We start from the raw sequence: 14,608 nt of genomic DNA on the forward strand, positions 1-14,608 counted from the left end.
CGGCTACGGCTTATGCCGGTACTCCAGCCTCCGGGGCTACCCGCCAGCGGCCCTCCGCCGTCCGCGTGGCGACCAGCGTCAGCTGCAGGACGGGTGCGCCGGCGCCGGCGCCGGCGAGTCGGTACTTCGCCGGACGCGGAGGAGGTTTGCGCCCGATCAGTGTTGTCATCCATAGCCAAAGTCGCTGCCACCAGGGAGGTCGATAGAGTTCAAGGGTCAGCCCCAAGGATAGCCGATCCATGCCAAGATTCGCTTGCCGCCCCCACCCGGCAGCCAGATCACCATGGCCCAGCGCCGCACCGCGGTGATTGAGTTCTGCAGCGAAGCTTTTCCAAGCCGCGGCCTGCGCCAGCTGAAAACGCGCATCGGCACTGATGACGTCAGCCAACAGAGCATCGGTTACCTCTTCAAGACTCAACCACCGACGGCGCGGGTCGATGCTAAGCACAGACTCCAGAGGCATCGTTAGCTGTTATCTTTCTGGTTTCTTCGACCCGCTTGTCCACCGCCATTGGTGGGTGCCGGAAGCCCTTCTCCCGGCGCTGGAATTGCACTGGTCATCAGCGATAACACCCGCGCCAACCCCTCCGGCACTTCGGACTCACTGGCGTTGACATGGATCTGCAGCTGGCCGCTCCGATTCATGGTCGACTCGCGTGAGCCCTTGCTTGAGGCCGACCCCTTCATCGAGGCACTGACCCAGGGGCTCAGAGCCTTGCCAGAAGACACCGATACCTCCACACCCTTGCTGGTTTCCGAGGCATCCCGATAGGTCTGGCTGATCTCGAAGCTGAAGTCGATCGACAGGGAGTCGATGCGCAGATGCGGCACCGGCACCATCGCCAGCAACGGTGCGTTGACCGCCAGCTCATTGGTGCCGCCCTCGGCCAGGTGTTGCTCGACACTGAACTTCACCATGTACGGCTTGCCATCCTCGATCATGCTTTCAATAAAGCTCTTGGTCGACTCGGCAGCAATCCGCTGCGCCTTCACCGCCGCCACCAACGGGGCAGAAATCATGAAGTCCAGCGGCAGGGCCTGAAACTCGGCCCCCATCATATTTTTAGGTTCGGCCATTAGAGTTCTCCTTTACGCTCGGCGGCAGAGGTTCCGTCATCGGGCGCCGGCGGCGTCCGTTCAGAGACCTGCCCCATCTGGGTTAGCGAAGTCAGCAATTTGTCGAGGCCGGAAGGCATCGGCACCGATTTCACCTCGATATGGATCTTGATTGACGACATGGACTCCTGCCGCGCCGCTTCGGCCGGAGCGCTGGGAGGCGCGATAACACCACGGATATCCACCGGCTTGTCCACCAGATACCAGGGGCGGTTGGCAGCGGCGTCCTCTTCGGCAACGGCCGAGGCGCGTAACTGCCGCGCTCGCGCTATTTTTCGCACGGCCATCTCCAGATCAAAATTGGCGGAAGACACCGCCAGCGGTGCAATGGGCACCAGCGACAATGCCGGCACCGTGACCTCATGAATCTCGCCGTTGGGGCCTTCCTGATTGAAACTCAGACTGAAGGGTTTGCCGTCAAACTCGGGATCGCTCTGATCGCGGTAGCCCAGCTGCAATAGCAGGTTCAGGAACGAACGCGCCGAGTGCAGTTGCGCCTTGAGAATGGAATCGAGCGGCGCCAGCAGCGCCTGATCCAGCGAGATATCGGTTCGGGCAGCGTCACCACCCTCGCTGCCCCCCGCGGAGGGGGTTCCGTCCAATCCATCGGATTCGGCCATGCGACCATCCTCGCAGTGATATTTATCAACAGGCTAGCAGCCGCCCTGCGCCTCCCGTCGCTATTTTTCAAACAACTGTTTTCAGCGACGCCGTATGCAGCCCCGAAAAACCATGAGCTTTATGCAGTATTTTCAAATTGTTATGGAGCTAGAAAACAGCGCCCGCAATACCCTATGATGGCGTTTTAACCGGCCGGACCCTTTTTCCACGTGATGACTGAACTACTGAATCTCTCCCTGCTGGCGGTGTTCATACCTACCTTCTTCTTTGTCTCTGCCACACCCGGCATGTGCATGACCCTGTCGATGACACTGGGGATGACCATCGGTGTGCGGCGCACACTGTGGATGATGCTGGGCGAGCTGGTAGGGGTCGGCCTCGTCGCCCTGCTGTCGGTGATCGGGGTCGCCGCGTTGATGCTGCAGTACCCCGCGGCGTTCGAGCTGTTCAAGTATGCCGGCGGCGCCTATCTCGGTTATCTGGGTATCCAGCTCTGGCTGTCGCGTGGCAAGATGGCGCTGCAACCCGATGCAGCAGGACCGCGTCACATTCCCCCGCGCACCCTGATCACTCAAGGCTTCGTCACCGCGGTCGCCAACCCGAAAGGCTGGGCATTTTTTATCGCCCTGCTGCCGCCGTTTATCAGCGAGCAGCACCCCCTCGGACCGCAGGTCGCGGTATTGATCGCCCTCATTCTGCTGCTCGAATTTCTCTGCCTGGTGATCTACGCCAGCGGCGGCCGGTCACTCAGCCGCCTGCTCACCCACAGCGGCAATGTGCGTCTGATGAACCGTATTGCCGGCACCCTGATGCTCGGCGTCGGCCTGTGGCTGGCGCTGGGCTAGCCTTTAGGCCATCATCAACCGCGCCCCTGGCGGAGAAGCTTATGCGCACAACACTGTGGATTTTGCTCTATGCCAGCGTGCTGCTCTGGTCTGCCATCGAGCCCAAGGACCGTTTCACCTGGTGGCTGGAGGTGGCACCAGCGCTGATCGCTGCCGTCGTCATCTGGGCCACGCGCCGCCGCTTTCCCCTCACCCCCCTGCTCTACGGGCTGATCCTGCTGCACTGTGTGATTCTGATGGTGGGCGGCCACTACACCTACGCCGAAGTGCCGCTGTTCGACTGGTTGCGTGATAGCTTCGCCCTGCAGCGAAACAACTACGACAAGGTCGGCCACTTTGCCCAGGGATTTGTACCTGCGATGGTCGCACGCGAGCTACTGATTCGTTTGGCCGTCATTAATGGCCCGCACTGGCGCGACTTTCTAATCATCTGCTTCTGTCTCGCCTTCAGCGCTTTCTATGAACTGATCGAATGGTGGGTAGCCCTGCTTTCCGGCGCCTCAGCAGAGGCGTTCCTCGGCACCCAGGGTTACATCTGGGACACCCAGTCCGACATGGGCCTGGCGCTGCTGGGTGCAATCTGCGCCCTGGCAACATTAAGCAAACTCCACAACAGACAGCTCAAGCAGCTCAAACCAACATACTGAGACGCACAAGAGCCGATTTTTACTATTATTTGGAAATCCAGCGCACATTAGCTCCAACAACAGTGACAAATAATGGTGACTTTGCAGACATTCACTACCGACCCCTTGTTACGCTACTCGCGGATGGTTGGTCTGGCGCACAACACAGGCTTGCACCGGAAACTAACCACGGCTCACCCGCCGTATACAACCGCCCCACAAGGTCGAAACTTCAGATCCCACGCCCCAAAAGGGCCGGAGACCATCATCCACTTCCATTGCGGTAATCAACACCGATGACAACCACTCTTGATCGCATTGACCGCCACATTCTGTCGCTGCTGCAACAGGATGCTCGCATCAGCATCAGCGACCTGGCCGAGCGGGTCGGCCTCACCCCTACCCCCTGCAGCCGCCGTGTCCGCCAGCTGGAGCAGTCCGGACTGATCGAGCGCCAGGTCGTCCTGCTGGATCAGAAGGCGGCCGGACTACCGATGACGGTGCTAGTGCAGGTATCACTGGAAGCACAGACAAAAGACAAACTGGAAGCATTTGAACAGGCGGTAGCAGCACTGCCACAAGTAATGGAGTGCTATCTGATCACCGGTAGCGCCGCCGATTACATTCTCAAGATCGTGGTGCCGGACCTGGACCACTATCAACAGCTGCTACTCGACCGTATCACCGCCCTGCCCGGTATCAATGGGGTAATCAGTAACTTCGTCCTGCGCCAGCCAATACGCAAGACCGCGCTGCCGCTGCCGTAACACCTCGCGATTGCCTGGTTACCACCGCTCAATGCTACCCTATAGAACAAACCCCACTGACAACGGCCACGGATCTACCATGACCCCCTTCCGCCGCTATGCCCCCTGTGTTGTTACCGCCACCCTGCTGGCAGCGCTATCGCCTCCGGCTGCTGCGCTTGCCAGTGACGACAGCGCGGCGCTGTACGAACAAGCCCTACTGAGCTCCCAGCAGCAGGATTTCGCCACCGCCGAAATACATCTTAAGAATGCACTGAAGAGTGATCCCTACTTTGTCGCCGGACAGCTGCTGCTCGGCAAGATCTATCTGGCCCAGGGGCGCCCGGCGCTGGCAGAAAAAGCCTTTGTCACCGCTAAAAGCGCGGGGGCAGATGACGCTCTGGTGATCGAACCGTTGGCCGATGCCTACCTGATGCAGCGCAAATACCGCCAACTGCTCGACGAAATCTATCCACAGCGACTATCCGCTTCCCAGACCGCCAATGTGCTCATCTACCGCGCGCGCGCCTACTTTGAAACCAGCGCTTACGATCAGGCCGAGCTCGCCTTCGCAGATGCCCACCTCGCCGATCCCGGCGCGATTGCGGCGCTGATTGGTCAAGCCCGGGTAAAGCTGGCCCGGGGCGACATCGAGGCGGCTACCACGCTCGCCGACAGTGCCCGCTTACAGAATCCAGACTCAGGCGAAGTCTGGTATCTGATCGGTGCTATTGCCCACGCTCAGGGCGCATTGGATCAGGCGCTGAAGCATTATCAGCATGCCATATCTCTACAACCGCGCCACTATCAGGCCCGCCTGTCGCGAGCCGGCGTACTGCTCGACCGTAACCGCAGTGCCGAAGCAATGGAAGATATCAGTCAACTGGCGAACAGTGCCGCTTACGATCCACAAATTGCCTACCTCGCCGCTACCATTTATCGCAAGCAGGGCCGGACAGCCAATGCGCAGCAGGAACTAAAGCGGGCGCGGGAAATCATCGATGCGCTGCCACCAAAAGTACTCAACGAACACGGCCCAACGCTGCTACTGGCCGGACTGATCTACTTTGACCTGAACGAAACCCAGAAAGCACTATTCTATCTGGAGGCGTTTCAGCGCCAGTTCCCCGGCGGACTCCCGGTCAGCAAACTGCTGGCCCAGCTCTACCAACAGACCGGAAACCGTGACAAGGCGATACAGGCCCTGGAACGAGGCCTGCAACGAACTCCCAACGACTACGAGCAGTTAGTGCAACTGGGTCGCCTGTATCAGCAGCAGGGCAAACCGGCCAAAGCGGCACAGCTATTTGAGCGTGCAATTGCTGCCAGTGATGATCCGCAAGCCCGCATCGGTCGAGCTCTGAGCCATCTGGCCCTTGGCGAACAGCAGCAGGGAATGGCGCAGCTGGCATTGGCCGCTACTGAAGGAGGAGCTCAGCGCGCAGGGATTCTGCTGGCGCTGACCCAGATCGCACGCCGTGACTACGCGGCCGCACAGGCCTCGCTCGCGCAGGAATTGGAACGCAATCCCACCAACCCCGTACTGTTAAACCTGCGCGGTTCGGTCGAGGTTGCGCTGAAGGACAACGAGGCCGCCCGCAACAGCTTCCAACAAGCCCTGTCCAGCGATGCCGGTTTTCGACCCGCGAAAATCAATTTGGCCAAGCTGGAGCGGATCTCCGGCGACTTGGATGGCGCGGTCCTCAAGCTCAGGCAACTGCTCGAACAGGACCCGCGCGACACCCAAGTGATGCAGGAGTTGGCCCGAGTAAAACAGCAACAAGGCAAGGGCAGTGACGCGATCGGTTGGCTAGAGAAGGCCAGCGCACTGGAACCGGACAGCCTTACAATTCAGACACAGCTCAGCACACTAACCGCGGCCAACGGCGACCCAGATGCCGCGTTGGCGATTGCCGAGCGACTGAACACGATCTACCCCAATGATTGGCGCGCAACGCGTTTGCTGGCCCAGATGCAAGTGGCCAGCGGCAACCCCGGCGCGGCGACAATCACCCTCAAAGCACTTAACCGGCTATCAGGGTTCGAGCCGGAAAAGCTGCGCGACACCGCCCGCCTGCAGATTGCAGCCGGCGACCACAGCGGAGCCATTTACAGCCTGCAGAAGGCGACCGAGGAACAACCGCAAAACCACCCGCAACTGTTCTGGTATGCCAGCCTGCTCATCGATGCGGGCCGACTGGACGAAGCCACTGCGGTGCGCGACTCGCTGGCTGAATCAGCGCCAGAAAGCCGCGAGCTTGCCCTTATCAACGGTGATCTGGCGCTACATCAGGGAGATATCACTGGCGCGCTCCGGCATTACACAGCCCTGCATCAACACCAACCCTCGCCTACCACTTTGCTGCGCCTTCACCGTGCTTACCTCCGTGCCGGCCAACCCCGGCAGTCGATCGCGTTACTGGAGCAATGGGTCGACGCGCAACCCAATGATATCCGGGCTCGCCAACTACTGAGCGAAGGCTATCTGCACCTGGGCGAAACGGCCCAAGCCCGCGCCGGATTTGAAGCGCTGCTGAATACACCGGGCGGACGGACCCCCTCCGTGCTTAACAACCTGGCGACCCTCTACATCAACGCCGGCCATCCCGATGCCCTGATCCTCGCACGCGAAGCCTACCAGGCGGCCCCGGAAATCCCCGCAATCAATGACACCCTTGGCTGGGCGCTGGTCCGTGCCAATCAGCCCACAGACGGCCTGAAATACCTTCGCAACGCCTATACCCGCGCCGCCAATGACCCAACGATCGCCTATCACCTCGGGGTTGCCTTGCACCGACTGGGCCGCTTTGAGGAGGCAGTACGAGAGCTGAGCAGGGCGTTGGCTAGCGATGTTACGTTTAGCGGGCGGGCAGAAGCCAGTCAGCTTCTGGCCGAGCTCGAGCGGCGCTAAAGTGTCCGTTTTTTTTACATCGCTCAATAAAAACACCCATTGCTAATATTATTTTTTGTTTATTATCAACAATATAGTTAAAACGGCCCAACAATTGCCTTTTATCACCCATAGGCAATCACGATCCAACCTTGGCAGGAACTGACTTATGAACAAACATCACCTGCATCCGCTTCTCCCGGTTTACGCGCTCACCCTGAGCTGCCTGGCCGGCTCGGCCCACGCCGCCATGACCACGGAAAGCTGGACATGGGAGTTCGACGACGCCAGCCGCAACGGCACCACCTCAGCGCTGGGCGAAACCTGGAACTACAGCAGCGACAGCTTCACAAACAACAGCGCCAATCTGGCCGTTAACGCCTGGTCCAGTACCGGCGATGTGAGCGGCCCCGACACACTGGAAACCGCACAACTGGGTCAGTGGAGCGGCAACGGGATTGGGGTATTGAATCGAGAGTCAGACTGCCATTGCCTGGATGGTGCCACCACTACCAGCGATGCGTTCGAGAATATGGATGCGGTCCTGCTCTCCTTCGACCAGGACGTCACCCTGAGTGAGATCCGGGTGGGCTGGATTCAGTCCGGTTACGACGCTGATATCTCACTGCTGGCCTGGAACGGCGCTGGCGCGCCAAGCCTGTTCGGTGAGACCTATCCCGGTCTGGTTGGCGGTAGCTGGGATTTCCTTGGCCACTTCTATCACAGCCAGGATACCACCGCGGTCGGCGGCAGTGACGACCAGCTATATGACTTTAACAGCATCGCAGACACCGGTGGAGTATCAACCACCAGCTCCAGCTATTACCTGCTGACGGTACTCAATCCGGAACTCAACGTTGGAAACTGTGACAACCCTGCAGAACAGTTACGCTACTGCTCAGCAACGGCCTACAGCCCCAATGAGAAGTTCAAGATCTGGTCAATCAGCGCCCAGTCGAACATCCCGTCCACACCGACCAGCGAAGTGCCGGAGCCGTCATCCCTCTGGTTACTGCTAGCCGGACTGCCTCTTCTGCACCGACTGCGTCGGCAGGCGACGTAAGCACTACCTAACCACAACCAACAAAAAAGCGGGCCGAGGCCCGCTTTTTTAGTCTTGCGAAGAAGCTTAGCTAGAGTGCTCTTCGTCTTCGCGCAGGTCCTTCATGCTCAGCTTGATACGACCACGCGGATCAACCTCGAGCACTTTAACCTTAACGGTCTGACCTTCCTTGAGGTAGTCGGTCACTTTCTCAACCCGCTCTTTGGCGATTTGAGAGATGTGAACCAGACCATCCTTGCCAGGCAGGATAGTAACGAAGGCACCGAAGTCAGCGATACGCGCCACCACACCGTCGTAGATCTTGCCCACTTCGGCTTCGGCGGTGATCGCCATAACGCGGTCGATGGCTGCTTGAGCGCCGGCCTTGTCGACGGCAAAGATCTTGACGGTACCGTCATCTTCCAGATCGATAGACGCGCCGGTTTCTTCAGTAATGCCACGGATAACCGCGCCACCCTTACCGATAACGTCACGGATCTTCTCCGGGTTGATCTTCAGCTGGGTCATGGCCGGTGCGTTGTCTGACAGTTCAGGACGGGCGTAACCGATCACCTTGGCCATTTCACGCAGGATGTGCAGACGCGCTTCCAGCGCCTGACCGAGGGCGATCTCCATGATCTCTTCGGTGATACCTTCGATCTTGATATCCATCTGCAGCGCAGTGATACCGGACTCGGAACCGGCTACTTTGAAGTCCATGTCGCCGAGGTGATCTTCGTCACCGAGGATATCGGTCAGGACCGCGAACTTGTCCGCTTCCTTAACCAGGCCCATGGCAATACCCGCCACCGGACGCTTGACCGGCACACCGGCATCCATCAGCGCCAGCGACGCACCACAGACGGAGGCCATGGAGCTGGAGCCGTTGGACTCGGTAATCTCGGAAACCACACGAATGGTGTAGGGGAACTCGTCCTGGGAAGGCAGCATCGCCTGTACACCACGACGTGCGAGACGACCGTGACCGATCTCGCGACGACCCGCACCCATCATGCGCGAACACTCGCCGACCGAGTAGCCGGGGAAGTTGTAGTGGAACAGGAAGGGGTCTTTACGCTCGCCTTCCAGCGCGTCAATGATCTGTACGTCACGGCTGGTACCGAGAGTCGCAGTAACAATGGCCTGGGTTTCACCACGGGTGAACAGCGCCGAACCGTGAGTCTTGCCCAGTACGCCCACTTCCACTTCGATCGGACGCACGGTCTTGGTGTCGCGTCCATCAATACGCGGCTCACCATTAACAACGCGTGAACGCACGATGTTCTTCTCGACCGAACCGAACAGCTTCTCGACCTCTTTAGCGTCGACTCCGGACTCTTCAGTTGCCAGCTGGGCCACGGCTTCGGCGCGGACCTCACCCAGACGACCGTAACGAGCCATCTTGTCGCTGATCTGGTAGGCCTCGGTGATGGCGCCACCGAACGCGGATTTGATCTGCTCTTTCAGTGAAGAGTTCTCTTGCGCCGGCTGCCAGTCCCACTTGGGCTTGCCATTTTCAGCGGCAAACTCGTTGATGGCATCGATCGCCACCTGCATTTCGTCGTGGGCAAACAGTACCGCACCCAGCATTTCGTCTTCGGTCAGCTCTTGCGCTTCGGACTCAACCATCAGCACCGCGTCTTTGGTTCCGGCAACCACCATGTCCAGCAACGAGGCTTCGGTCTGCTCGAAGCTGGGGTTCAGCATGTAACCGTTCTCTTCGTCAAAACCGACACGTGCAGCACCGATCGGACCGTTGAACGGAATACCGGAGATCGCCAACGCAGCAGAGGTGCCGATCATGGCGGCAATGTCAGGGCAGTTTTTCTTGTCGGCCGACATAACGGTACAGATCACCTGTACTTCGTTCATGAAGCCCTTGGGGAACAGCGGGCGGATCGGACGGTCGATCAGACGCGAGGTCAGGGTCTCAAATTCGCTCGGACGCGCTTCGCGCTTGAAGAAGCCACCCGGGATTTTACCCACGGAGTAAGTCTTCTGCTGGTAGTGAACAGACAGCGGGAAGAAAGGCTGGTCGGCCTTGGCTTCTTTGTTACCGACAACGGTGGCCAGCACCTGATTCTCACCCATGGTCACCAGAACCGCGCCGGTAGCCTGGCGGGCGATGCGACCGGTTTCCAGAGTGACTGTCTGATTACCGAACTGGAAAGTTTTAGTCTTGGGATTCAGCATTGGAACTCCTCAATTAGTTACGCTTTGGTTACGCGCTGCCCGGTGGGCACCAATCTGATCTGCCTTCACAAGCCGTACTCGGTTGCACGTTGGTTCCCGTCATCAAAACGGCAATGCACAACAGAGTACGGGCTGATGATCAGATCGAGCACGCGCTCTTCGTGACTTCCGCCCAGCGGCAGAAGCAACAACAGGGCCGAAGCCCCGTAGTGACCGGATCACGCTACGCGTTCACCGGACTGCACCGGAGTGCAGAAAAACCAAAGGCCACCCCGGAGGATGGCCTTTGACAGGATCAGCTTAGCGACGCAGACCCAGACGACCGATCAGCGTAGTGTAACGCTGTGCGTCTTTGGACTTCAGGTAGTCCAGCAGCTTACGACGCTGGTTTACCATGCGAATCAGACCACGACGTGAGTGGTGATCTTTCTTGTTCGCTTTGAAGTGGGACTGCAGGCCTTCGATGTTGGCAGTCAGCAGGGCAACCTGAACCTCGGGGGAACCGGTATCGCCTTCTTTGGTCTGGTAGTCTGCCAGGATGGTCGCTTTCTGTTCAGCTGTAAGAGCCATGGGTTTTCTCCATTGCTAATGTGCATGCGGACACACCGCACTGGTTAAATTCAAACGTAGCCGCCGTGCACATTTACAGCGGAACGCGCCTCCTCAGGAGGTTTTCATCAATCGGCGCGCGGTTAACACACCGTCGGATGACACTTCACCCAGACCGTAGAAATTGCTTTCGGTCGGGTCGAACAGCAATACGGTACCGCGCTCTTCTGTTGCGTCAGCCACCGCCTGGCCGTTCTGAATTCGTTGCGCCTGGTTCGCGTCGAGCGCGACACGGGGGAAGTGATCCACCGCGCTCCAGACCGGCAATAATACCTTATCGAGGGCAGCAAATGCGCCCTCTTTTTCACCGTTTTTTGCCCCCTTTGCAGCAATTTCCTGCAATTGCTCCAGGGTCAGCATCTGCGGTTCACGGTAGGGGCCGGAATCGAGCCGGCGCAGCATGCTCACGTGAGCGCCACATCCAAGCATCAAGCCCAGATCTTCGACAATGGAACGGATATAGGTTCCCTTGCTGCAGAACACCTCGATATCAAGCTCGTCACCGCGAAAATCCAGTAGCTCAATACGGTGGATGGTCACCCTGCGGGACTTCACCTCCACCTCGATACCCTTGCGCGCCAGCTTGTACAACGGCTGGCCGTTGTGCTTGAGCGCCGAATAGATCGACGGCACCTGGGTGATTTCGCCGCTAAACTCGCTCGCCAACAGCTCGCGCACCCGCTCGGCGGTCACCCCAACAACAGGCTTCTCCTCGACCACCGCACCGTCGGCATCGCTGCTGTCAGTACGGATACCGAGCCTGGCAGTGGCGATATACCGCTTGTCGGCATCAAGAACAAACTGGGAAAACTTGGTCGCTTCGCCAAAACAGAGCGGCAGCATGCCGGTTGCCAGCGGATCGAGTGCGCCGGTATGGCCGGCCTTGTTGGCATCGAACAGCCGGCGTACCTGTTGCAGCGCGCGGTTGGAACTGATGCCGCCGGGCTTATCCAGCAGCACCACCCCGTTCACGTCACGACCACGAGAGCGTCGCGCCAAACTCAGTCGTCCTCACGTCCGTCTTGGCGCTGGCGATCTTCGCTCACTGCCTGCTCGATCAGCGACGACAGCTTGGCACCCCGCGCCACGCTGCTGTCGTAGTGGAAACGCAGGCTGGGCACAATACGCAACTTGATCAGTTGCGCAATGCGCCCGCGGAGAAAACCCGCCGCCCGGTTGAGAATCTTCACCGAGGCGGCGATCTCTTCAGGCGAGTCCTCTTTGCCCAGCACGGTGACGTAAACGTCGGCGTAGGCCAGATCCCGGGAGATGGTCACCGCGTTGACGGTCACGAACCCGAGACGCGGATCTTTGACTTCCTGCGGAATCAGCTGGGCCAGTTCGCGCTGAAGCTGCTCACCGACCCGCTGGGTACGACTGAATTCTCTAGCCATATTAGAGCTGACGCGCCACCTCGGTTACGGAGAATACTTCGATCTGGTCACCGACCTTCACATCGTAGTTCTTCACCCCGATACCACACTCCATACCGTTGCGGACTTCCTGGACGTTGTCCTTGAAGCGACGGAGCGAGTCCAGTTCGCCTTCATGGACGACCACGTTGTCACGCAGAACGCGGATCTTCTTGCTGCGGTAGACGGTACCTTCGGTCACCATACAACCGGCAACCTGACCAAACTTCGGCGAGCGGAACACTTCACGCACTTCGGCAATACCCAGGATCTCTTCACGCAGCTCCGGTGCCAACATGCCACCCAGAGCCTGCTTGACGTCGTCGATGATGTCGTAGATCACGCTGTAGTAGCGCATATCCACACCCTCTTTCTCGACCAGTGCCTTGGCACCACCGTCGGCGCGGACGTTAAAGCCGAAGATCACCGCGCTGGATGCCATCGCCAGGTTGACGTCGCTTTCGGTGATACCGCCAACGCCACCTGAGACCACGTTCACTTTGACCTCGTCGGTCGCCAAATCCACCAGCGCGCTGGTCAAGGCTTCGAGCGAACCACGAACGTCTGTTTTCAGCACCACATTCAAGACTGCAGCCTGATCCGCACCCATATTGGCGAACAGGTTGTCCAGCTTGGCTGCCTGCTGGCGAGCCAGCTTCACTTCACGGTACTTGCCCTGACGGAAGTTGGCCACTTCACGCGCCTTACGCTCATCAGCCACTACCGCGAACTCGTCACCGGCGGAGGGCGCACCGTCCAGACCCAGGATCTCGACCGGAATGGACGGCCCTGCTTCTTTAACCGGCTTACCATTTTCGTCCAGCATGGCACGAACGCGGCCGTAGTTGAGGCCGGCCAGCACGATGTCACCCTGACGCAGGGTGCCGTTCTGAACCAGCAGCGTGGCAACGGTACCGCGCCCCTTGTCGAGACGCGCTTCAACCACCACACCCACGCCAGGCGCACTCGGGACGGCTTTGAGCTCCAGCATTTCAGATTGCAGCAGCACCGCATCCAGCAACTGGTCGATACCCTGACCGGTCTTGGCGGACACTTCGACGAACTGAACGTCGCCGCCCCAGTCTTCCGGTACAACCTCTTTACCGGCCAGCTCGGTCTTGACGCGGTCCGGATCGGCCGCTTCTTTATCGATCTTGTTAATTGCGACCACCAGCGGCACGCCCGCGGCACGCGCATGCTGGATCGCTTCTTCGGTCTGCGGCATGACGCCGTCATCGGCCGCAACTACCAGAATGACAATATCGGTCGCCTTGGCACCACGGGCACGCATGGCGGTAAACGCAGCGTGGCCGGGGGTGTCCAGGAAGCTGATCATGCCGTGGCCGGTTTCGACGTGGTAGGCACCAATATGCTGGGTAATACCGCCGGACTCGCCCGCGGTAACCTTGGTGTCACGAATATAGTCAAGCAGCGAGGTCTTACCGTGGTCAACGTGACCCATGACGGTCACAACCGGCGCACGTGACGCCTCTTCACCTTCGTAGCTGATATCGTCAAGGACCTTGTCCTCGATGCTGCTCTGGTCAGCGGCAACAGCCTTGTGGCCCATCTCCTCAACCACCAGAATCGCGGTATCCTGATCGATAACCTGATTGATAGTCGCCGCTGCACCCATCTTGAACATCACTTTGATCACTTCGGCGGCTTTAACCGTCATCAGCTTGGCCAGATCGGCAACAGTGATCGCTTCCGGCACCTGCACTTCATGTACTACCGGCGCAGTGGGACGCTCAAACTGGTGCTTAGACTGGGCCGGCGCTTTAAGCTTGGTGCGTCGAGCCATCTTCGGACCACGGCGGTTATCGTCAAAGCTGGCATCAAAGCCCTGACCACGCTTAACGCCTTTACCCGGCTTGGGACCACGCTCTTCCCGCTCGTTGCGCTTGGGTGCAGCCGCTTTACGCTTGTGATCTTTCTTGGCGTCCGCGGGCTCTTCCTTGCGACCGGTCTTCTCTTTCGTGGTCGCCGCGGCCTCAGCCTTGAGTCGCTCTTCTTCAGCCTTGCGACGGGTCTCTGCGTCGATCCGCTCCTGCTCGGCCTTGGCCTTTTCATCCGCTTCGCGCTGGGCGGCAGCTTCAGCTTCGGCGCGCGCAGCCGCTTCAGCCTCAGCCTTACGCTGCGCTTCAGCCGCTTCATCAACCATCACTTCCGGCTCGTCCTGAGGCACCTCGGCTTCGGCACGCTTGACGTAGGTGCGCTTCTTCCGCACTTCAACCGCTACGGTTTTCTTACCCCGGCTGCCCTCAACCTTGAGGGTACTGGTGGTCTTGCGCTTGAGGGTGATCCGCCGCGGCGTGCCAGCCTCATCATCCTCTCCGTGGCTGCGCTTGAGGTGGACCAACAGGGTCTGACGCTCATCTTCAGTCACGCTATCACTATCTTTCTTCTGGCTCAGGCCAGCGTCGCTCATCTGCTGCAACAGACGCTCAACGGGTACCCCAACCACTTCGGCAAGTTGTTTTACGGTAACTTCTGCCATTTACTGGT

General features: G+C 59.2%; 13 protein-coding genes. 5 read left to right on the plus strand and 8 right to left on the minus strand.

Annotation, left to right across the window (positions count from 1 at the left end; all coding sequences use genetic code 11):
- Positions 1–10 precede the first annotated feature (10 nt).
- The 3 genes from JJQ76_RS11840 to JJQ76_RS11850 are packed head-to-tail and all read right to left on the minus strand — an operon-like array spanning position 11 to position 1,736.
- Positions 11–463 carry a hypothetical protein gene (locus JJQ76_RS11840; RefSeq protein ID WP_210397039.1) on the minus strand — a complete coding sequence of 151 codons (453 nt, stop codon included), beginning with the start codon at positions 461–463 and terminating at the stop codon, positions 11–13.
- Between the two features lie 2 nt (positions 464–465).
- A complete protein-coding gene (locus JJQ76_RS11845; RefSeq protein WP_210397040.1) occupies positions 466–1,077 on the minus strand; it encodes a DUF2589 domain-containing protein in 612 nt (203 codons plus the stop codon).
- Positions 1,077–1,736 carry a DUF2589 domain-containing protein gene (locus JJQ76_RS11850; RefSeq protein WP_210397041.1) on the minus strand — a complete coding sequence of 220 codons (660 nt, stop codon included), beginning with the start codon at positions 1,734–1,736 and terminating at the stop codon, positions 1,077–1,079. The genes JJQ76_RS11845 and JJQ76_RS11850 overlap by 1 nt, the downstream gene beginning before the upstream one ends.
- A 213-nt stretch (positions 1,737–1,949) precedes the next feature.
- Here JJQ76_RS11850 and JJQ76_RS11855 point away from each other — a divergent pair, with 213 nt between their 5' ends.
- From JJQ76_RS11855 to xdp1, 5 genes are all read left to right on the plus strand, one after another.
- Positions 1,950–2,582 (plus strand): LysE family translocator, encoded by a 633-nt coding sequence (locus JJQ76_RS11855; protein ID WP_210397042.1) that lies wholly within the window; start codon positions 1,950–1,952, stop codon positions 2,580–2,582.
- 41 nt (positions 2,583–2,623) lie between these two features.
- Positions 2,624–3,229: a DUF2238 domain-containing protein gene (locus JJQ76_RS11860; protein WP_210397043.1), complete on the plus strand. Its 606-nt coding sequence runs from the start codon at positions 2,624–2,626 to the stop codon at positions 3,227–3,229.
- 275 nt (positions 3,230–3,504) lie between these two features.
- The gene (locus JJQ76_RS11865; protein ID WP_210397044.1) at positions 3,505–3,975 is read left to right on the plus strand and encodes an Lrp/AsnC family transcriptional regulator; all 471 of its coding nucleotides are present in this window, start codon (positions 3,505–3,507) and stop codon (positions 3,973–3,975) included.
- Positions 3,976–4,054: 79 nt separating this feature from the next.
- The gene (prsT, locus tag JJQ76_RS11870; RefSeq protein WP_210397045.1) at positions 4,055–6,865 is read left to right on the plus strand and encodes an XrtA/PEP-CTERM system TPR-repeat protein PrsT; all 2,811 of its coding nucleotides are present in this window, start codon (positions 4,055–4,057) and stop codon (positions 6,863–6,865) included.
- A gap of 148 nt (positions 6,866–7,013) precedes the next feature.
- The gene (xdp1, locus tag JJQ76_RS11875; RefSeq protein ID WP_210397046.1) at positions 7,014–7,907 is read left to right on the plus strand and encodes an exosortase-dependent surface protein XDP1; all 894 of its coding nucleotides are present in this window, start codon (positions 7,014–7,016) and stop codon (positions 7,905–7,907) included.
- Positions 7,908–7,973: 66 nt separating this feature from the next.
- Here xdp1 and pnp read toward each other — a convergent pair whose 3' ends face one another.
- The 5 genes from pnp to infB form a co-directional block, all read right to left on the minus strand.
- Positions 7,974–10,079, minus strand: coding sequence for a polyribonucleotide nucleotidyltransferase (gene pnp / locus JJQ76_RS11880; RefSeq protein ID WP_425515234.1), 2,106 nt, complete (start codon positions 10,077–10,079; stop codon positions 7,974–7,976).
- 300 nt (positions 10,080–10,379) lie between these two features.
- Positions 10,380–10,649: a 30S ribosomal protein S15 gene (rpsO, locus tag JJQ76_RS11885; RefSeq protein ID WP_210397047.1), complete on the minus strand. Its 270-nt coding sequence runs from the start codon at positions 10,647–10,649 to the stop codon at positions 10,380–10,382.
- 93 nt (positions 10,650–10,742) lie between these two features.
- On the minus strand, positions 10,743–11,687 hold the full coding sequence (truB, locus tag JJQ76_RS11890; protein ID WP_210397048.1) for a tRNA pseudouridine(55) synthase TruB: 945 nt from the start codon (positions 11,685–11,687) through the stop codon (positions 10,743–10,745).
- A 2-nt stretch (positions 11,688–11,689) separates the two neighbouring features.
- Positions 11,690–12,082: a 30S ribosome-binding factor RbfA gene (gene rbfA, locus JJQ76_RS11895; protein ID WP_210397049.1), complete on the minus strand. Its 393-nt coding sequence runs from the start codon at positions 12,080–12,082 to the stop codon at positions 11,690–11,692.
- 1 nt (position 12,083) lies between these two features.
- A complete protein-coding gene (infB, locus tag JJQ76_RS11900) occupies positions 12,084–14,600 on the minus strand; it encodes a translation initiation factor IF-2 (RefSeq protein ID WP_210397050.1) in 2,517 nt (838 codons plus the stop codon).
- Positions 14,601–14,608 lie beyond the last annotated feature (8 nt).

Source organism: Motiliproteus sediminis (genome assembly GCF_017912535.1).
Taxonomy (GTDB): Bacteria; Pseudomonadota; Gammaproteobacteria; order Pseudomonadales; family Balneatricaceae; genus Motiliproteus; species Motiliproteus sediminis.

Coding starts and splice junctions, on each gene's coding strand:
- JJQ76_RS11840 (WP_210397039.1), bottom strand. CDS start 463: ATGCCTCTGGAGTCTGTGCTTAGCATCGACCCGCGCCGTCGGTGGTTG.
- JJQ76_RS11845 (WP_210397040.1), bottom strand. CDS start 1,077: ATGGCCGAACCTAAAAATATGATGGGGGCCGAGTTTCAGGCCCTGCCG.
- JJQ76_RS11850 (WP_210397041.1), bottom strand. CDS start 1,736: ATGGCCGAATCCGATGGATTGGACGGAACCCCCTCCGCGGGGGGCAGC.
- JJQ76_RS11855 (WP_210397042.1), top strand. CDS start 1,950: ATGACTGAACTACTGAATCTCTCCCTGCTGGCGGTGTTCATACCTACC.
- JJQ76_RS11860 (WP_210397043.1), top strand. CDS start 2,624: ATGCGCACAACACTGTGGATTTTGCTCTATGCCAGCGTGCTGCTCTGG.
- JJQ76_RS11865 (WP_210397044.1), top strand. CDS start 3,505: ATGACAACCACTCTTGATCGCATTGACCGCCACATTCTGTCGCTGCTG.
- prsT (WP_210397045.1), top strand. CDS start 4,055: ATGACCCCCTTCCGCCGCTATGCCCCCTGTGTTGTTACCGCCACCCTG.
- xdp1 (WP_210397046.1), top strand. CDS start 7,014: ATGAACAAACATCACCTGCATCCGCTTCTCCCGGTTTACGCGCTCACC.
- pnp (WP_425515234.1), bottom strand. CDS start 10,079: ATGCTGAATCCCAAGACTAAAACTTTCCAGTTCGGTAATCAGACAGTC.
- rpsO (WP_210397047.1), bottom strand. CDS start 10,649: ATGGCTCTTACAGCTGAACAGAAAGCGACCATCCTGGCAGACTACCAG.
- rbfA (WP_210397049.1), bottom strand. CDS start 12,082: ATGGCTAGAGAATTCAGTCGTACCCAGCGGGTCGGTGAGCAGCTTCAG.
- infB (WP_210397050.1), bottom strand. CDS start 14,600: ATGGCAGAAGTTACCGTAAAACAACTTGCCGAAGTGGTTGGGGTACCC.